Genomic DNA, 17,785 nt, shown 5'->3' with positions numbered 1-17,785 from the left:
GTATGTTGTCATGCATTAAAATAAGATGCATGATGAAAGCTTTTCTATTCTTTATTATCGGAGCATTGTTTGCTCATCCATGTTTTTCTCAAAATAAGTTCACCGTAAGTGGCACGGTTAAATCTGCCAGTAAAGGAGAAACCATTATTGGCGCGACTATAAGCGCGGGGGGGAGGTATGTTACACAAACTAACGAATATGGTTTTTATTCGTTAACCTTACCGGCAGGTAGCTATGAGCTCACCATTTCCAACGTATCATTTGCAGCCTATAATCAACAGATTGATGTTAATAAGGATATCACCTTACATGTTGAACTCATTGACGGTGCACAAGCGCTGGAAGAAGTTGTAATTTCTTCGAGCAGAGGTAGAAGCTTAAGCAGTCCGCAGATGGGCATGGAACGGGTTACACCAAGCGAAATTGCAAAAGTCCCGGTTTTAATGGGAGAGAAAGATGTCGTCAAGGTGTTGCAGTTGCTGCCAGGTATTAAGTCTGCAGGAGATGGCAGCAGCGGCATGTACGTTCGCGGTGGTGCAGCCGATCAAAACTTGGTGTTGTTGGATGAAGCTAATGTATACAATGCCTCGCATTTATTGGGTTTCTTCTCAACATTTAATTCAGATGCAATAAAAGATGTATCAGTTTATAAATCCGGGATGCCTGCACAGTATGGGGGGAGATTATCCTCTGTTCTTGATATTAAGATGAATGATGGTAATAATCAAGATTTCAACGTTAGCGGAGGCGTAGGGCTCATCTCTGCCAAACTAAATGTGGAAGGTCCCATACAAACGGGTAAATCCTCTTTCCTTTTAACAGGACGAAGAACTTATGCCGATATGTTCTTAAAGTTATCAAATGATTCAAGTATAAATAGTAATTCCTTATATTTTTATGATTTAAATGCGAAACTAAACTACCAGCTAGGTGAAAAAGATCGTATTTATTTTTCTGGCTATTTAGGAAAAGATCATCTTGGTGTTGGCGATCTATTCGGGCTTGATTGGGGTAATAAAACCGCGACCATGCGTTGGAATCACGTTTTTAATAGCAAATTATTTTCAAATACATCGTTGATCTACAGTAACTACGACTATAATATTTCTATTAACAGTGGAACTAATAATTTTGATATTCGATCAAATATACGAGATTATAATTTCAAGCAAGAGTTTCAGTGGTATCCCAATAACCGTAACAGTATAAGAGTGGGGTTGAATTCTGTGTATCACAATATTAAACCTGGTGAAGTAAGAAGCAGAAACGCAGAGTCTTCGATTAACGATATCCGCATGCAGAATCGATACTCTTGGGAAAATGGACTCTATGCCAGTAATACCTGGAAAGTTTCGGACAAGTTTAATTTAACTTACGGTTTGCGACTGAGTACCTTCAGTATTTTAGGAGCGGGCGATTTTTACAATGTAAACAGCGAAGGTAAAGTTGTCGATACCACAAGCTATGGCAAAGGTGATTTTGTCAAAACCTATATGAATCTTGAACCTCGCGTGGCGGCGAGTTATCAATGGAACAGCACGAATTCGGTAAAAGCTTCTTATGTCCGTAATGCGCAATATCTTCATTTAATTTCCAACAGTACGAGTACCAGCCCAACAGACAAATGGATCGCAAGTACAAATATTATTAAACCGGAACTGTCCGATCAATTCTCCATCGGTTATTACAAAAATTTGGCCGATAACCGTTATGAACTTAGCGTTGAATCCTACTATAAGACGCTTCAAAACCAAATTGATTATCGAGATGGTGCCGATGTTTACAATAGCAACAATGCGATAGAAACTGAATTACTATATGGAAAAGGTAGGGCATATGGGATTGAATGGCTGCTAAAGAAGAGTACTGGAAGATTAACAGGTTGGGTAAGCTATACCTTGTCAAAAACAGAACGTAAGATCGATGGAATCAATAATAATGAATGGTATAATGCCCGACAAGATCGAACACACGACATCGCTATTGTAGCGATGTATCAACTAAACGAGAAGTGGAGCCTGTCTGCCAATTGGGTGTTTTATACAGGTGACGCTGTTACATTTCCGGCAGGAAAGTATACCATAGACGATCGTACAGTTTATTATTATACAGCACGTAACAGTTATCGTATGCCTAACTATCACCGTTTAGATTTAGGGGCCACCATGCAATTAAAGCAGAAAAAGAGATGGAGCTCGGAGCTCAGCTTTAGTTTATACAATGCCTATGGCAGAGAAAACGCTTATACCATTGAGTTTATGGATAGCAAAAACGATCCAAATAAGACGGTTGCTAATCAAATCGCTCTTTTTAAGTTTATCCCTTCAGTGTCTTACAATTTTAAGTTTAAATAAATTACTGCCATGCATTCGAATAATATATACTTTATGATGAACCATTGTTCAAATTTTAGGGTCTATGCGGTCTTTAAAAAATACTGGAATAGGTCATTAACGATCATATGCCTTGCGATGGGGGTATTATTAAATTCCTCTTGCGAAAAGGAAATTGATATTGAGCTCAAAGGAGCCGATCAACGTTATGTAATAGAAGGAATAATAACGGATCAGGAAGGTGGCTGTAAAGTGCTAATAAGCAAAACGAAAGATTTTAACGAAGATAATAGCCGAATAACCGTTGCCGGTGCGCGGGTAGTTATCAGCGAAGGTACAGAAACCTACGAGCTACAGGAGACAGCAGCCGGAACCTATACTTCACCTACTTTAAAAGGTGTTGAAGGCCACACTTATAAGCTGGATGTCCAGATAGGCACCGAAACATTTACTTCTACGTCAACGATGCCGGCATTAGTTAAAATGGACAGTCTTTATATTGTAGACGATCTCATATTCGGTGACAATTATAAACTGCCTACGGTAGATTTCCAAGATCCGGGAAATGTCGCGAATAATTATCGCTTTCTATTATTTGTAAATGACGTAAAAAAGAAACAGATATTTGTCATAAACGATGAATTGTCTAATGGAAAGGCAAATTCAATCCGGTTATACGCTGATGTTGGTGAGGATGAAGATAATCCGGAGAATAGACGGATTAGGAGTGGAGATCTTGTGCGGGTGGAGATGTTAGGTATCGATCAAAGTGTATATAAGTACTTCTTCAGTTTAGATAATAGCGCAACAGGTGATAATCAATCCGCTACTCCAGCTAACCCGGTTAGTAATATAAAAGGGAATGCTTTGGGGTATTTTAGCGCTCATAATTCACAAAGTAAAGAAATCAGGGTCCCCTAGGCGAAAGCGAAATAATTTAGTATGAATGGCCTACTATTGAAGAAATCGATTTCTTCAATAGTAGGCCATTTCGTCTAAACCGACCTTTGAGAATTGATCTGAGAAGGCAATCCGTCGTTCTTCACAGAAATAGTGTTCTTTAATTGATAAAAAATTATTTACATCGCGGACAATATCTTATTTTTACTTCATCTTATCCTTGGGATATATGAACAATAAACTGCAACAAGCATTTGATTTATTTGACGCTTATAACAAAAAAGATCCAAATCAAATTACCTGGAATGGGGAATCTTTTCCCCAGGAGTATTTTCTCGCAATCAAATTGTACGATTGGGTAAGGCAATTAGATCCGGAAGCAGACGAAATGCTCCTTCTTGCTTCCAGATGCCAGCATATCGGCCGATGGGAGATTCCGCGCGAGCAATACGCACCCGGTAGAGAAGGTTATTTAAAATGGCGGAAAGAACTGGCCTCTTATCACGCAAATAAAGCAGGCGAAATACTAAAAGAGGTTGGTTACTCCACCGATCAGGTTCATGCAGTTGAAGATATGATCCTTAAGAAGAAAATCAAAGTAAATTCGGCGGTTCAAACAATGGAAAACGCACTTTGCTTAGTTTTCTTAGCTTATCAATATGAAGAGTTTTACCCCAAACATCGCGATAAAATTGTAAATATCTTAAAGAAATCGCTGTTAAAAATGGATGCCCATGGGCATCGTTTCGCACTTTCCTTATCCTATGATGCCGAAGGGGAGGTGTATATAAAAGAAGCATTAAATTTAATCCGTTGATCCCAAGGTAAATGAATAGATAGCTCATGTTTCCATGTGCTAAGCTAAACCACTTATGTAGACAGAAATTTGCCCATATTTCTCTTCGATAAACAAATATTCACATAATAATTGTGAAATTATCACAAATGCGTATATTAGAGCTATTGAGCTTTGGTTTGAATACAAGCATATTGTGAATCAGTTATGAAACTAGTAAAGAATGTTTTTCCAACGGGTGTAATATACCTCAACTTGTCGAAAAACGACATTATTGACCACTTACGTAGCAGCAATATAACGAATTATGACAATCAACAAGTAGCGATCCGATCATGGATGCAAGTTCATGAGGACCTTATACAAATTAAGCGAGAACCATCAGTATATGAAAGCTTTAGAGGAGCCGGGGAAGTGTCATTTAAATTGTTTTCTACTGAGCGTGGGACGAAAATAGTCTATGGTGTGCAGTTGTGTAGTAAACCGACGATAATAAAAGGGATAATTTCCCTTACCTTGTTTTTGCTGGTTCTGGCGTTCTATATATTCTATTTGTTTGGAATACAGGTTATTTCTATCGTGGGTGTGCTTTCCGCTTGGTTGCTTATCTTTCTTGTTCTATACAATGGTTTAAATCACCACATTTTACAATTAAAAACTTATTCCCAATTAATACTAGATCAAATAAGGAATTGTTCTTCTGGCAAATAGCATTACGCAATAAGAGAGGTTAATCCACCCCTTAATTTTCTACTACTTTCTTTCCAAACGGAGAGAGCGATATTTCCAGAAGTTTGAGATGTTGTTTCGCGAATGGGATACCAATGATCGTGATCGCCAGAATAAAGGCCCAAAATAGATGATTGAGTGCCGTATATAAGCCTCCGCACAGAATCCAAATTAAATTGGCTACTAAATTTAAACAACCGGACGAGCTCGGGCTGTTGACAACGCGCTTGCCGAAAGGAAATAAGACAATGGCTGCCAATTTAAAACATTGTATGCCAAAAGGAATACCAATGATAGTTAAGCATAATACTATTCCGCCAATTAAATAACCTAGGGCTGCCAAAAAACCGCCACAAAGGAGCCAAATTAAGTTACCAATAAGGTTCATGAATCAAATTCTTTCTTTTTTTTAACCTTATAGATTATTTTTTCGAAAAATTGTTACAATAATCAAAAGTTGTTTTTTAAGAACGCATAAAAAGTGAACAAAATGCTTTGTGTTCCCCATGCATAATTCAATTGAAGACCATGTATTTTAGCAGCAGCGAGTTTATAATTTGTTGCCGATGCCACATATCAAGATTCAGAATAGAGAAATACACATACAAGAGCTGAACAAAACTTCCCCTCAAACAATCGTATTAATACATGGTATGTTCAGTAACCTTTCGGTATACTATTTTAGAATAGCGCCACTTCTAGCGAAATACTTTCATGTTGTCATGTACGATTTGAAAAGTCATGGCCTTTCTTCCCAGGTTGACAGCGGCTACCGTTTCAATGATATGTCTAATGATTTAATCGGTTTATTAGACGCCTTAAAGCTTGAGGATATACACCTGGTTGGTTATAGTTTCGGAGGATTGGTAGCATTAAATACATGCTTAACGCATCCTGACAGAATTAATAGTTTAAGCCTGATTGAAGCGCCGGATCCAGGTGATCGTAAAACGATGGATATTATCGATATCTATAGTAAGGAATTTCTAGAACATTATATTCAGAACTTTACAGATACGACCAAAGTTAAAATGGGAAAACGGCAATTAGAGAAAAACCACCGAATGTATCAATACTTATTTGATCGTACAAGTATCAAAAAAGATATGGAGAGGGAGGTTGATTATTTCTCAAAATCCCCGCTAAACAGCATTATGAAGAAAACATTGTTAATCTATGGTAGTGAATCTAATTGCCTTGAAGCTGGTAGATATTTGGCAAGGCATATAGGGAATGCCGAATTTACCACTTTGCAAGGAGACCATAATTTGCCCATGCAAGCACCTGAATTAGTTGCTGATAAAGTACTTGACTTTCTGGTTAAACAACATTTACCCGTATAATAGGGCATCCGAAAATGAAATTGGACACAGATCAGAAAAGAATAATTCCATGAAAAAAATCTTATTCGTTGTACCTCCTCTTATGGGACATGTAAACCCGACATTAAGCTTGGGCAGCGCTTTGTTAGCAAAAGGTTTTAAAGTAGCCTGGTTAAGTGTTGATGATAATTTGAGCACCTTATTACCGGCCGGTGGTGAATTTTTGTCACTTAAATACAAGACCACCGATGCCGAACGCACGCGACACGGAGATTACCTGACTAAAATTTCTGAGAAGAATGTGACAGGGATAGAAAGTGTCAAATTTTTATACGAAGATGTACTTATCCCACTTAATCGCTATATGTATATGGGTATTCGTGATTGGGTAAAAGCTTATGAACCTGATTTAATCGTTAATGATCATCAGCTTTTTAGTGCTGCTATTGTGGCAACGCAAGAAGGCATTAAGTACGCTACATCCGTTACTGCCCCTGCAGCCTTAAAAATGCAACAAGATCTACCCGGTGTTTCCCAATGGGAAGATAATCAGGTCATTTCTCTTCAACAAGAATTGGGTCTTTACCTGGATCGATCAATTGCCTGTTCCGAAAAATTAACCATCATTTACACATCAGGCGATTTCTTCGGCGACATGGAGTTGAAGAAGGGCTATCGATTTGTTGGTCTTTCCATATTGGAAAGACCGGTGAATTTTGATTTTGATTGGGAAACACTACGCGCAAAAACTCATCAGAAAAAAGTATTAGTTTCGATAGGAACAACATTTGATCACCATTTTAAACGTGATTTTTTTGCAAAAGTTATTGAAGCCCTTGGAAATCGTGATCTGTCTGTAATCGTTGTTTCCGACCCTCTACTATTTGATAAGTGGCCCCCTAATTTTATCGTAGCTTCGAAAATACCTCAACTTTCACTGCTTCCATTAATGGATGCAGTTGTTTGTCATGGCGGCCACAATACGGTTTGTGAAACACTGATGCAAGGAGTTCCTCTAGTTGTGGTGCCCATTGCGTACGATCAATCGTATGTAGCCGGAAGGGTAGTGGCGACAGGAAGTGGCTTACGACTCAATTACAAACGGTTTAAATCAGTCCACCTTCTGGAAGCTCTGGAGCGTGTTTTAACAGAAACCTCGTTTCAAAAAGAAGCTCAAAAACTCAGCAAATCATTTCAATTAGCAGGAGGTGTTTCATTTGCAGCACAATTATTAGAAGACTTTTCTTATAATCCCCTAACGGCCGATTAGGTTACAATTTAAATAGCAACTATGTCGAAATTTCTATTTGTGGTACCCCCATTTTTTGGACATGTTAGTCCAACACTAAGTGTAGGTTCGAGTCTCTTAAAGCGCGGTCATGAGGTACAATGGGTATCGTTAATTCGTATAAAAGAAGAACAAATCCCGGAGGGGGGTATTTTTACAGTCCCTGAAACTTATTGGGATAGGTATGGTAAGGAAATCGAACAAATTTTAATAAGACAGGATGAAGGTCCGCTTCTCTCCGGTGTAGAAACTTGGAAATTAGCACTGGAGGACACGTACATACCCTTCTGTAAGATTATGTACCAAGGATTGAACGAAGTCATCAATACCTTTAAGCCTGATGTCATCGTTAGCGATTGTATTACTTTTGTAGGTGGGATTTGTGCATACCAACATGGCATACCTTATGTTACTACAACGCCCGTACCGCCCGACCTGGGAGCAAATGCCATTAATAGCCCAAAGATATGGGCATGGCAACAGAATTTGATGTTCAACTTGCAAAAAGAACTTGGCGTAACCCATAGCGAATTGATCTTTCACTCTCAAAAGCTTAATCTTGTTTTTACTTCTCAGCATTTTGCGGCTATTGCAAATCCAGAACCTCATATGCAATTTGTTGGTCCGGTTGAAGGACGTCCGAACGTCGTCAATTTTGACTGGAACCGATTGGAAAAAAGCAAGGGGCCAAAAGTTTTTGTTTCTTTAGGAACTTTGTTGGAAGACATTAGAAAAGAATTCTTTTTAAAAGTTATTGAAGCTTTTAAAGATGAACCTTTGACTATCGTTGCGGCTACAAAACCGGAAATCATTGAAAATTGGCCGGAGAATTTTATCGTGCAGGGATTTGTTCCGCAAACAGAAGTGATGAAGAAAATGGACATGGTTATTTGTCATGGGGGATTTAATACAGTGAATGATGCCATTCTGAACGAACTGCCGCTATTAATTACACCAATTGCCTATGATCATTTTCATACAGCTGATCTCGTCGAAAAGGCCGGTTGCGGGAAGAAAATTCGCTACAAACGTATGCGTATTACGGATCTTCGAACTACCGTATGGGAACTCATTCAAAATTCAAGTTATAAAGAAAAGGCTGGTTACGTTAAACAAAGTTTCCTCGATGCGGGTAGTAATAATCGAGCAGTAACGTTGTTAGAGCAAATGATCAGAACTGAACAGTTTATTTATAATTAACCTATTATTCCGACATCCAAAATGTATAGGAAAGAACGACCTCTTCTTTTTTTAGAACGAACACTTGTCGGCGATGGAAGTGATCCATTTAATGGCGTCTTCGCTATCAGATTAAAAGGCATCATAGACCAGCAGTTATTAACTAATGCCTTAGCGATGTTGCAAGCCAAGTACCTTCAGCTTCAAATGGCAATAGCGGAAATAGATTCAGTAAAACCCTATTTTTATATACCAGACACAATCGACCCCATTCCATTGGTAGTTAAGGAATGGCAACATCCAGATCAATGGCAGGAAGAGGCGCTGAAAGGGCTTCGTCTTCAGTTTAATATTGCAAAGGGGCCGATGTTTCATGTAAGTTGTTTGACAAATAACACAAGGTCAGATTTAATTTTGTCTTTCCACCATTGTATTTGTGATGGAGGAGGAGGGGTCCTTCTAATTCGTGAATTGCTTACTTTTCTCGACGGTAGAGAATCCAGCATCGATAAGCAAACAAGGTTACTCCTTATCGAGGATATCATTCCCGCTGAAATCCGTAGAAACAAAATAAACCAACTAAAAACATCTTTCTTGTCCGGTTTACTGAAAACTGCGCTGTCTGTATCTACACTTTTTACTTCTGCCAAGCATAAAGAGGTTTTAACGAGAAAACACGATTATTTACTTCATTCAAAATTAGATAGTAAAAAGACATCAATTTGGGTTTCTGTCTGTAAAAAACACGAAGTTACGGTAAATACAGCTATCGGCCTGCTATTATTAAAAGCCTATGAAAAAGTAGTCGGAGCTGAATCAAAAAATAAAGTTTCCTGTCCGGTGGATATTAGAAAGTTTGCTCGGCAAATAAAAGATGACCAGCTCTTCTCTTTTGGAATGGTGCTAACCCTAACGAAAAAGAAAACAGATCACCACCAGTCGTTCTGGCAGGAAGCGTCAATGCTCCAAGCGCGAGTGGATAAACAAATGAACGAGTTAAGACCCTATGAGTTTCTGATGACATTCGAAAAACTACACGGTGCTTTACCCAATATGATAAAAATGTTGACCTATGGAAAAGTTGGAAACGATTTGATGTTTTCAAACATTGGACGTATACCCTTGCAAAATGATTATCAGCGTTTCACATTGGAGACTGTATTTAGTCCGATGGTTGTTGGACCTTTCGCAAATCCGTCAACCATTATTTGTTCAACATTCAACAATGAACTGGACTTTTCTTTCATATCAAATGAAGATTTTCTACCACAAAAGACAGCAAAAGAAATCGTTGAATATCTAATAAATGAAATGAATTCACTAATAGCATTAGCATAAAGAAACCATGATTAAACAACGTAGACTTTCCGTTGGAGAAAGAATTATGTTTGTGGCCGAGCGTGAAGCGATCAATTGTATTTTTCCATTTCGTATAGCTGGTTCGTTCAACCCCGATCAATTGCAAGCTGTTCTTAACAGGTTGCAGCAAAAACATCCGCTTTTGCGTGCGCTTATCAAGCAGATTGATGGATATCCATCCTTCATTTTAAAAGAAGATGCACCGTCTATTCCGATTACCCTATATGATCGCCTTGATGATGAGCACTGGTTGCTGTTAGTTAAACAAAGCTGGAAAGACCATATAGACCTCCGCGAGGGACCCCTCGCTAAACTGATATGGATACGTGGCAACCTGATATCTGATTTTATACTTATTTGCCCTCATTGCATAGCTGACGGGGCCAGCATTACAGCCATTTTACGAGAGTTTCTCCTTTTATTGAATGATATTAACACCGACATCGGTGAACCGCAAACTTTAATTGAAAGTGCTTTGATGCCGTATACGGCTTCTTTAACGAAAAGGGTTAAAATAGGTTTGAAAGCTTTAATAGGAAAGTGTGCCGCTCAGTTGTTTTTACCAAAACGTTTAGCTAGTAACAAGACGATTAACCTAGACGATACCTATATGGTTCGTTATCGTTTACCATCAGTCGATATGCAAAATCTACTCACCTGTTGTAGACAACATCAGGTTTCGTTGTATGCATTAATGTCTGCCATTTTTTTTGATGAAGTTGCGCGCATCTTTCCAAAACCTAAGGGAAAGTTAATATGTCCGGTAGATATCAGAAAATATATTCCCAGCTTAAAAGAGGATCAACTTTTTGCTTTTGCACCTATTATCGACTTAAAAGTAGAAAAAGAAACATCAATTTGGGATCAGGCAAAAAAACTAAAAAAACAACTACAGATCGGTTTAGCTAAAATTGACGCGCATGAAATTATATATATAAACGAGCATTTGCAATCCATTGTTCCCAAGCTGTTGAACCATTTACGAACAAATGAGGGCTCACACGATTTTACATTTTCAAATATGGGCAGTTTGGCAATTCCATCGCATTTTGATAATTTCAAGGTTGAACAAATCTATAGTCCAACTGTCGCATTTCCCTGGAAAAACCCCAGCACAATGGTCATAAGTACTTATCACGATGTGCTTGATATGACGTTCACGTCAAATGAAGCCGTTTTACGTGAAGAAGATGCCAAACGCTTTTTGAAGCAAGTTATTCAACGACTTCGAGATCTGATTGAAGCGGAAAGAGTTCAATCATCCATTAATACGGCTACTTTATGACAGCATATCAAATAAAAAAGATAAGCGAATATAAAGCCGTTCGAATATTTATTCGTAAAAAACTCATTTGGTATATATTACCAAATCTACTATTCAATGGGTTTATTCCATATTATAGCTTTGAAAATCCGGCTTCCGTTTCGCTCTTTAAGGGAGAATTCTGCTTTGCTCGGTTTATCTTACCCATGGCTTTGTTTATTCCTTTGGCAATTACCGTCGATTTGATGAAAAAAACCACTGAATTTATCCTAACTGCCCCCATCGAGTTGCAAGGAAACTTCGAACATCTGAACACGCCTTTATTTTTACGATTAGGGCTTTACAATGGTTTAACATCATTTTTAATTACTTTCATCGGATTACTCGTTATCCACTGGTTAATTCCTCAAAAATACACGTTTAATGGCATGCTTCTGGCGTCCTTTAATGGAATACTAGCTTGCTTGATAGCCGTTTATTATACATTTTGGAGTGCTCATAAACTTGATACCCTTATAAAAAAGAAGGATACTGAGTCAAATGTTTAATGTAGGGTATTCTCTTTTCAAAAACAATTGAAGGCAAAAATTGTATTAAAACAAAGCGATATGGTTAACAGTCCTAATTTGTTGAATACGTGCCTCAAAAATCAGTAAACAAATCCGATCCAAGCTACCAACCCAAAAAAACGCTCAGTACTATAGATGCAATTGCGATCATCGTGGGCATTGTAATAGGTGCAGGTGTATTTAAAACACCTTCTTTAGTCGCACTCAATACCAGTAATGATGTCCTGTTTCTGCTCGCCTGGTTAGCAGGGGGAGGCATCTCCCTTGTGGGAGCTTTGAGTTATGCAGAGCTGTGTGCCACTTACCCCCATACAGGAGGAGACTATCATTTCTTATACCGTGCCTATGGAAGGCCCGTTGCTTTTCTGTTTGCATGGACAAGGATGGTGGTTATTCAAACTGGGTCGATTGCTTTGCTTGCGTTTATTTTTGGCGATTACGCAACACAGTTTTACCCGATTGGTCCTTATTCCGAGGGAATATATGCACTTGCTATCGTACTCATATTAACCTTTATCAATATACTTGGACTCACGTTCGGGGCGACGGCACAAAAGCTTTTTACACTGTTAGAGGTTGGTGGTATTCTTTTAATAATTGTTGTTGGTTTATTCTTTACACCTATATCCGAAACTTCGCTGCCTCCTACGAAACCAGCTGTGTCCATTTCAGGCTCTTTAGGCATGGCGATGGTATTCGTTCTTTTAACTTTTGGCGGATGGAACGAAGCAGCCTATATTTCAGCTGAATTGAAAAAAGGTGCACGAGGTATGGCCAGTGCATTGCTATGGAGCATTTTGATCATTACAATTGTTTATCTACTCGTTAATTACACCTATATTCGTGTTTTAGGACACGAGCAAATGGCTTCGTCTGATGCGGTTGCAGCTGATTTAATGCGTTATGCGTGGGGAGAAAATGCAGCAAAATTTATAGGCTTGCTCGTCGCTATCTCCGCGTTAACATCGGCAAATGCTACAATTATTACAGGAGCTCGTTCAAATTATGCATTAGGACAAGATTTTCCATTTTTTAAACGCTTGAGCCAGTGGAATCACCAAACCTCTTCTCCCGTTAAAGCCCTTATCGTACAAGGGCTGCTAGCGACCACTTTAGTGCTGTTAGGCCTCATGACACGGAGAGGCTTTGAAACAATAGTGGATTATACTGCCCCCGTATTCTGGTTCTTTTTTTTGTTAGTAGGTGCAGCCTTATTCATATTAAGAAAAAAAGATCCCGAAACACCTCGTCCATTTAAAGTGCCATTTTATCCAATTCTCCCAGCTGTTTTCTGTGTAAGCAGCACATTTCTTCTCTATAGTAGCTTAGTATATACCGGTATTGGAGCAGTATTCGGGGTATTTGTGCTATTGGTCGGGTTTCTTGTTTTTATAGTTTTACGTAGGTAACAATTTTGAAAAAACAAAAACTATTTTTTTAACAAAACGTTAAGAAAATCAGATTGTTAACGAAAAAGAATAATACGATGAAGGCTATTGCAATTTTTTACGCTGTGTTACTATTCGCTCACCTGATTCCAAGTGATGTACAGGCACAGCAACTGCTCGACAAAGATGTCCCCTATGTACCTACTAAACAGGATGTGGTAGAAGCAATGCTCACCTTGGCGAGTGTAGGACCGAACGACATGCTATATGATTTGGGCTGCGGAGATGGGCGTATAGTAGTGACAGCGGCTAAGAAATTTGGAGCAAAAGCTGTTGGGGTTGATATAGATCCGGAACGCATTAAAGAAGCCCACGAAAATGCCCAGCAGGCTGATGTTGAAGATCAGGTTGCCTTTTTACAGCAGGATCTATTTAAAGCAGATTTCAGTAAGGCCTCGGTTGTATCCCTTTACCTGTTACCTTCCGTCAATATGAAACTACGCCCAAAATTACTTCAGTTAAAACCTGGAACGCGCATCGTTTCACATGCTTTCGATATGGGTGACTGGAAGCCGGATAAACAAATGGTGGTAGGAAATTCCACTATTTATTTGTGGACGGTACCCGACGTGCAGTAATTATACGGTGCTAATACTTTTTGAACAGACAATGTGATAAATAAATTGACAATCAGGTTTTGATTAATTATTTTGCATACCTATTCAACCAAATTAAGTATGCGAATTGCCATCTTTTCCTTTTTGTTTGCCTTATTAACCAATGGATGTACACAGCCAAAGGACGATCGTCAAGAAAATACGACAAATACCACTGATAATATTCCGCTACCTGTAGCGGTTAGAAATCTGAACACGACAGATAAACTCTATATGCTCGATAAAGAGAGTACACTTCGAGATACCCTTATAGAAGAAGGACGGTATTGGAAAGTAAATGGAGATATGTTCTTTAAAATCGATGGAAAGGTGTATCCTGTTTACATCTATACCAGCTTAATGAAATTGGAGGTAATGGAACCCTCTACCTTTAGAATAACGGCTTATGATCGTGACCAAGGTCAATCCGTGGAATCGCTTTCCGGAAAAATTAAAATAAGCAAAAATTACAGTTCACCCTTTCCTGAACCGGATACTCTCCGTGAAAATAATCTGTATATGGTGAATAAAAGCATTGATTTATCGGAGAAAGAAGATCTTGAGGATGAAAGACTGCTGCATTGGTGGAAAAAAGTGAATACGGATCAATAAGTAATTGCTTTACCAAACACCAAAGTATTACCATCAGGGTCATCCACGGCGAAATCGCTCATACCATAAGGTCGTTGATCTAAGGGAACAGATATTGTTGCTCCTCTTTTTATAAGATCTTCATAATACGTATTCACTTCGTCACATTCTATACAGACATGACCCGACCCGGGTGCCTTCTTTCTTCCGGGGTTCAGCGAGCTGCTGAGATGAAGAAATACATCCCCATGTTTTATTCCGACGTACTCACCATATTGAAAATCCAACGAAAAGCCCAAAATATCGACATAATAGGGGATGGATCGATTTAAGTCTTTTACATGAATAACGGTGGCAATTCCAAGTGTTTTCATAAATTGATTTTTGTAATATTAAGAACAATGCTAGTCAAAAAACGTTTGCGACTTTAAAACGAAGATCTTCCAAGCTGACCATAATAGCTTAGCAAATATTACAGTTAATAAATGTTATTTAGAATAAGTATAAATTAAATCAATACCTTATATTTGTGAAAATAATAGCCAAATCATGATTGTAAAAAGTAGAATTGAAGGCTTGCAAGATTGGTTATTTATAGAGGACATCTCCGATACCTGTCTTCCAAATAGCCCCTTGAATGAAAAGAAGACCGTCATAGAACGTCATCCTATTCATATGGTTAATTATCAGCTTTCGACGGGTGGTTTATTTATTCTGTATTCGGAAATGAGTTTCAACGGACCCGTGCGCATACATACAGAAGTTCAAGGAGAAACCGTCACCAGTCAATTTGTATTCTATCGTCATCAGGAAGGTAAAAAAATTAAAACGTCCTATCATGGCAGGGGTAGGCACAATGTACGGTATATACCTTCTTTTGTTGAAGATTATGAACTCCAATCCGGTACTGAATACGATTATTTCCTTGTGGTCTTATCAAAAGATTTCTATTTTAAACTAATAGCACCGGAATCTGTTTTACACGAAAGCTTTGTACAAAAGATCAATAAGGGGCAGTTTACTTCTTTTGCCCATGATGATATGTTTGTTACGCACGAGATGCTCAAGGTCATTTCAGAGCTTAAAGACAATAAACGTACAGGAGAGTTACGCCGAATTCATACGGAGTCCAAAATATCTGAATTACTCGTATATCAGTTAGAACAGTTAAATGACACACTGGTAGAAGACAGAGACCCCTTAGCGGGTGATGATGTAATCAAGTTGCTTAAAGCCAGGACCATTCTCGATGAACGTTACGCCCAAGCTCCGACGCAGAGGACCTTGGCAGAAGAGATTGGTATGAGTGAATCTAAACTACGCCAATCCTTTAAAGATTATTTTTCGATTACAATATATGACTATCTAACCAGAGTTCGAATGGAAAGGGCGCGTTTACTTTTAATCGAAGAGGGAAAAAGTATTGCCGAAGTGGCTAACGCAACTGGTTATAATCACCAACAAAATTTCAGTGCAGCCTTTAAGAAATATTATGGTGTGGCACCAAGCGACGTTAGATGACAATTTCTTGATCACATGTGGGGATAGGGCGAAGTAACGTGTTAAAATTATGGATATCTAGATTGATTTGTTTTGGAACAACTATAGGTTTCAACGTCCGTTTATTAACAATAACATCAACTTCTGCATTGAAAATGGAATAAATATGCGCTGGTGTCAAAACTTCCATAGGTGTTCCATCCAGCCATTTTCTGCCTCCCTTTAACATAAGAATGCGATCCGCATACTGGGCCGCTAAATTGATTTCATGTAATACAGCGATTACCATGAACCCTCTTTGACTAAAAGCTTTCGCAATGGCCATTGTTTGTTGTTGGTATTGGGGGTCTAGAGCTGCCACGGGCTCATCCATTAATAGAAGGCTTTCAGGTTGATCCCAGATTTGACATAATACACGCGCATATTGAACCCGTTGTTGCTCTCCGCCGGAAAGCGACGGATAAGAACGATCAATAAGGTGGCTAATACCACATACCTCCATCGCTTCCTCTATTGCAATTAGATCTTTTTTGCTTGGATGATATTTAAAATGTGGATACCTACCCATTAAGAGAACCTCTTTGACAGAAAAGCTAAGATGTACACTATTGTGTTGCTGGAGAATTGTTCTTTTTTTTGATAATTCTTGAGGTGAGTAGTCCGATAATTCCTTATTAAAAAGTAATATTTTACCCGATGTTGTTGTTTTTTCCCCGCTCAACATACTTATCAATGTAGATTTACCTGCGCCATTTGCGCCGAGAACAGCTAGCAGCTCACCAGGGCGTATCTGAAAGCTAATATCACGAACCAAATAATGTTTTCCAAGTTTATAGTTTAAAGCAGTAGCAGTGAGCATATTGAATCCTATTATCTAAAGAGCTTCTTCTTCTCCTTAATAAGTATATATAAAAAAACAGGCGAACCTAAGAGCGCAGTAATTACGCCTATGGGTAGTTCAATAGGAGCGGCAAGGTTCCGTGCCAACACATCGGCCAAGGCTAATGTTAATGCGCCGAGGAGCGCAGATGCAGGTAATACAAATTTATGATCAACACCGCCGGCTAAACGAATAATATGCGGTACGAGCAATCCGACAAAACCAATTATTCCAGATACAGCTACGGAGGCGCCAACAGCCATAGTCGCCAGTACCACCACTTGAAGTTTTACGCTATTAGGGCGTAGGCCAAGTATACTTGCTTGTGTTTCACCTAATGCAAAGGCATTCAATGGTTTTCCTAAGAGAGGTAAGCGTGCTAGCGGGATTAAAATGAAGGGGATAACACTCCATACGGTTTGCCAAGTAGCCCCGCCCAAACTCCCGAGCATCCAGAAAGTAATTGTACGCAGTTGTTGTTCGTCGGCTAAATAAGTCATTAATCCTGTCAATGCGCCGGCAAAAGCATTGATCGCTATTCCCGCCAACAACATAGTAGCGACGTTAATCCGGCCATCGGTCCGCGCAATATTGTATACAATAAATGCAACAATACCTGCTCCGATAAAAGCACCAAATGCCAATAAATAGTACCCAAATAAATTACTTAAACCAGCAAGAAGACTTAGTTCTAATGTAATGACAACCACCGCCATTAAAGAGGCGCCTGCTGAAATGCCAATCAACCCCGGTTCAGCAAGCGGATTACGAAATATCCCTTGAATGGCGGCTCCCGAAATACCCAACGCGGCTCCAACAAGTAAGCCAAGCAGCAAGCGCGGAAGCCTAATGATATGGATAACTCCCTCGTAGGTTTCATTCACTTCACCGTTAAAAAATCCAACGAATTTTCCTAAAATTAATATTACTTCTTTTATCGGAATATGAATCGCACCCAGGGTCAACGAAAAAAAAATTACCAGCATCAAGCCGCCGATCAATAAAGAGTATGTGATTAGCTTTCTCATTAT

Annotated in this window: 18 protein-coding genes; 14 read left to right on the top strand and 4 right to left on the bottom strand. The window is 38.9% G+C overall.

Annotated elements, in window-relative coordinates; all coding sequences use genetic code 11:
* Positions 1–29 precede the first annotated feature (29 nt).
* The 4 genes from RYH73_RS23500 to RYH73_RS23485 all read left to right on the top strand — a co-directional run bounded on the left by RYH73_RS23500 (position 30) and on the right by RYH73_RS23485 (position 4,740).
* Positions 30–2,354, top strand: coding sequence for a TonB-dependent receptor (locus tag RYH73_RS23500; protein WP_335315937.1), 2,325 nt, complete (start codon positions 30–32; stop codon positions 2,352–2,354).
* A 117-nt stretch (positions 2,355–2,471) separates the two neighbouring features.
* Positions 2,472–3,254 carry a DUF4249 domain-containing protein gene (locus RYH73_RS23495; protein ID WP_335315936.1) on the top strand — a complete coding sequence of 261 codons (783 nt, stop codon included), beginning with the start codon at positions 2,472–2,474 and terminating at the stop codon, positions 3,252–3,254.
* A 208-nt stretch (positions 3,255–3,462) separates the two neighbouring features.
* A complete protein-coding gene (locus RYH73_RS23490) occupies positions 3,463–4,050 on the top strand; it encodes a DUF4202 domain-containing protein (protein ID WP_335315935.1) in 588 nt (195 codons plus the stop codon).
* Positions 4,051–4,236: 186 nt separating this feature from the next.
* Positions 4,237–4,740: a hypothetical protein gene (locus RYH73_RS23485; protein WP_335315934.1), complete on the top strand. Its 504-nt coding sequence runs from the start codon at positions 4,237–4,239 to the stop codon at positions 4,738–4,740.
* A gap of 31 nt (positions 4,741–4,771) precedes the next feature.
* Here RYH73_RS23485 and RYH73_RS23480 read toward each other — a convergent pair whose 3' ends face one another.
* Positions 4,772–5,146 carry a YccF domain-containing protein gene (locus RYH73_RS23480; RefSeq protein WP_335315933.1) on the bottom strand — a complete coding sequence of 125 codons (375 nt, stop codon included), beginning with the start codon at positions 5,144–5,146 and terminating at the stop codon, positions 4,772–4,774.
* Between the two features lie 178 nt (positions 5,147–5,324).
* Here RYH73_RS23480 and RYH73_RS23475 point away from each other — a divergent pair, with 178 nt between their 5' ends.
* The 9 genes from RYH73_RS23475 (at position 5,325) to RYH73_RS23435 (ending at position 14,395) form a co-directional block, all read left to right on the top strand.
* Positions 5,325–6,101 (top strand): alpha/beta fold hydrolase, encoded by a 777-nt coding sequence (locus tag RYH73_RS23475; protein ID WP_335315932.1) that lies wholly within the window; start codon positions 5,325–5,327, stop codon positions 6,099–6,101.
* 49 nt (positions 6,102–6,150) lie between these two features.
* Entirely contained in the window at positions 6,151–7,350 is a 1,200-nt protein-coding gene (locus tag RYH73_RS23470; protein WP_335315931.1) for a glycosyltransferase, read from the top strand.
* Positions 7,351–7,371: 21 nt separating this feature from the next.
* Positions 7,372–8,568 carry a glycosyltransferase gene (locus RYH73_RS23465; protein ID WP_335315930.1) on the top strand — a complete coding sequence of 399 codons (1,197 nt, stop codon included), beginning with the start codon at positions 7,372–7,374 and terminating at the stop codon, positions 8,566–8,568.
* A gap of 21 nt (positions 8,569–8,589) precedes the next feature.
* Positions 8,590–9,885 carry a condensation domain-containing protein gene (locus RYH73_RS23460; RefSeq protein WP_335315929.1) on the top strand — a complete coding sequence of 432 codons (1,296 nt, stop codon included), beginning with the start codon at positions 8,590–8,592 and terminating at the stop codon, positions 9,883–9,885.
* A gap of 7 nt (positions 9,886–9,892) precedes the next feature.
* The gene (locus tag RYH73_RS23455) at positions 9,893–11,191 is read left to right on the top strand and encodes a condensation domain-containing protein (protein WP_335315928.1); all 1,299 of its coding nucleotides are present in this window, start codon (positions 9,893–9,895) and stop codon (positions 11,189–11,191) included.
* Complete coding sequence (locus RYH73_RS23450; RefSeq protein WP_335315927.1) at positions 11,188–11,718, top strand: hypothetical protein; 531 nt, start codon at positions 11,188–11,190, stop codon at positions 11,716–11,718. The genes RYH73_RS23455 and RYH73_RS23450 overlap by 4 nt, the downstream gene beginning before the upstream one ends.
* An 89-nt stretch (positions 11,719–11,807) precedes the next feature.
* Positions 11,808–13,148, top strand: a complete 1,341-nt coding sequence (locus RYH73_RS23445; protein ID WP_335315926.1) for an APC family permease — start codon at positions 11,808–11,810, stop codon at positions 13,146–13,148.
* Between the two features lie 77 nt (positions 13,149–13,225).
* The gene (locus tag RYH73_RS23440; protein WP_335315925.1) at positions 13,226–13,765 is read left to right on the top strand and encodes an SAM-dependent methyltransferase; all 540 of its coding nucleotides are present in this window, start codon (positions 13,226–13,228) and stop codon (positions 13,763–13,765) included.
* 99 nt (positions 13,766–13,864) lie between these two features.
* Positions 13,865–14,395, top strand: coding sequence for a hypothetical protein (locus RYH73_RS23435; protein WP_335315924.1), 531 nt, complete (start codon positions 13,865–13,867; stop codon positions 14,393–14,395).
* Here the strand turns inward: RYH73_RS23435 and RYH73_RS23430 are convergent.
* On the bottom strand, positions 14,389–14,748 hold the full coding sequence (locus tag RYH73_RS23430; RefSeq protein ID WP_335315923.1) for a VOC family protein: 360 nt from the start codon (positions 14,746–14,748) through the stop codon (positions 14,389–14,391). The two genes, RYH73_RS23435 and RYH73_RS23430, sit on opposite strands and share 7 nt — an antisense overlap.
* A 175-nt stretch (positions 14,749–14,923) precedes the next feature.
* Here RYH73_RS23430 and RYH73_RS23425 point away from each other — a divergent pair, with 175 nt between their 5' ends.
* Complete coding sequence (locus RYH73_RS23425) at positions 14,924–15,895, top strand: helix-turn-helix transcriptional regulator (RefSeq protein WP_335315922.1); 972 nt, start codon at positions 14,924–14,926, stop codon at positions 15,893–15,895.
* Here RYH73_RS23425 and RYH73_RS23420 read toward each other — a convergent pair.
* Positions 15,888–16,733: a heme ABC transporter ATP-binding protein gene (locus RYH73_RS23420; RefSeq protein ID WP_335315921.1), complete on the bottom strand. Its 846-nt coding sequence runs from the start codon at positions 16,731–16,733 to the stop codon at positions 15,888–15,890. The genes RYH73_RS23425 and RYH73_RS23420 overlap by 8 nt on opposite strands.
* Before the next feature lie 11 nt (positions 16,734–16,744).
* Positions 16,745–17,782 (bottom strand): FecCD family ABC transporter permease, encoded by a 1,038-nt coding sequence (locus tag RYH73_RS23415; RefSeq protein WP_335315920.1) that lies wholly within the window; start codon positions 17,780–17,782, stop codon positions 16,745–16,747.
* Between the last annotated feature and the right edge of the window lie 3 nt (positions 17,783–17,785).

The sequence above is a fragment of the Olivibacter sp. CPCC 100613 genome (assembly GCF_036959255.1).
In the GTDB taxonomy this organism is placed as follows: domain Bacteria; phylum Bacteroidota; class Bacteroidia; order Sphingobacteriales; family Sphingobacteriaceae; genus Olivibacter.
This window is presented reverse-complemented; position numbering and strand designations above follow the sequence as displayed.

Excerpts from the sequence above, each read along its gene's own strand:
- RYH73_RS23500 (WP_335315937.1), top strand. The coding sequence starts at position 30 with ATGATGAAAGCTTTTCTATTCTTTATTATCGGAGCATTGTTTGCTCAT.
- RYH73_RS23495 (WP_335315936.1), top strand. The coding sequence starts at position 2,472 with ATGGGGGTATTATTAAATTCCTCTTGCGAAAAGGAAATTGATATTGAG.
- RYH73_RS23490 (WP_335315935.1), top strand. The coding sequence starts at position 3,463 with ATGAACAATAAACTGCAACAAGCATTTGATTTATTTGACGCTTATAAC.
- RYH73_RS23485 (WP_335315934.1), top strand. The coding sequence starts at position 4,237 with ATGAAACTAGTAAAGAATGTTTTTCCAACGGGTGTAATATACCTCAAC.
- RYH73_RS23480 (WP_335315933.1), bottom strand. The coding sequence starts at position 5,146 with ATGAACCTTATTGGTAACTTAATTTGGCTCCTTTGTGGCGGTTTTTTG.
- RYH73_RS23475 (WP_335315932.1), top strand. The coding sequence starts at position 5,325 with ATGCCACATATCAAGATTCAGAATAGAGAAATACACATACAAGAGCTG.
- RYH73_RS23470 (WP_335315931.1), top strand. The coding sequence starts at position 6,151 with ATGAAAAAAATCTTATTCGTTGTACCTCCTCTTATGGGACATGTAAAC.
- RYH73_RS23465 (WP_335315930.1), top strand. The coding sequence starts at position 7,372 with ATGTCGAAATTTCTATTTGTGGTACCCCCATTTTTTGGACATGTTAGT.
- RYH73_RS23460 (WP_335315929.1), top strand. The coding sequence starts at position 8,590 with ATGTATAGGAAAGAACGACCTCTTCTTTTTTTAGAACGAACACTTGTC.
- RYH73_RS23455 (WP_335315928.1), top strand. The coding sequence starts at position 9,893 with ATGATTAAACAACGTAGACTTTCCGTTGGAGAAAGAATTATGTTTGTG.
- RYH73_RS23450 (WP_335315927.1), top strand. The coding sequence starts at position 11,188 with ATGACAGCATATCAAATAAAAAAGATAAGCGAATATAAAGCCGTTCGA.
- RYH73_RS23440 (WP_335315925.1), top strand. The coding sequence starts at position 13,226 with ATGAAGGCTATTGCAATTTTTTACGCTGTGTTACTATTCGCTCACCTG.
- RYH73_RS23435 (WP_335315924.1), top strand. The coding sequence starts at position 13,865 with ATGCGAATTGCCATCTTTTCCTTTTTGTTTGCCTTATTAACCAATGGA.
- RYH73_RS23430 (WP_335315923.1), bottom strand. The coding sequence starts at position 14,748 with ATGAAAACACTTGGAATTGCCACCGTTATTCATGTAAAAGACTTAAAT.
- RYH73_RS23425 (WP_335315922.1), top strand. The coding sequence starts at position 14,924 with ATGATTGTAAAAAGTAGAATTGAAGGCTTGCAAGATTGGTTATTTATA.
- RYH73_RS23420 (WP_335315921.1), bottom strand. The coding sequence starts at position 16,733 with ATGCTCACTGCTACTGCTTTAAACTATAAACTTGGAAAACATTATTTG.
- RYH73_RS23415 (WP_335315920.1), bottom strand. The coding sequence starts at position 17,782 with ATGAGAAAGCTAATCACATACTCTTTATTGATCGGCGGCTTGATGCTG.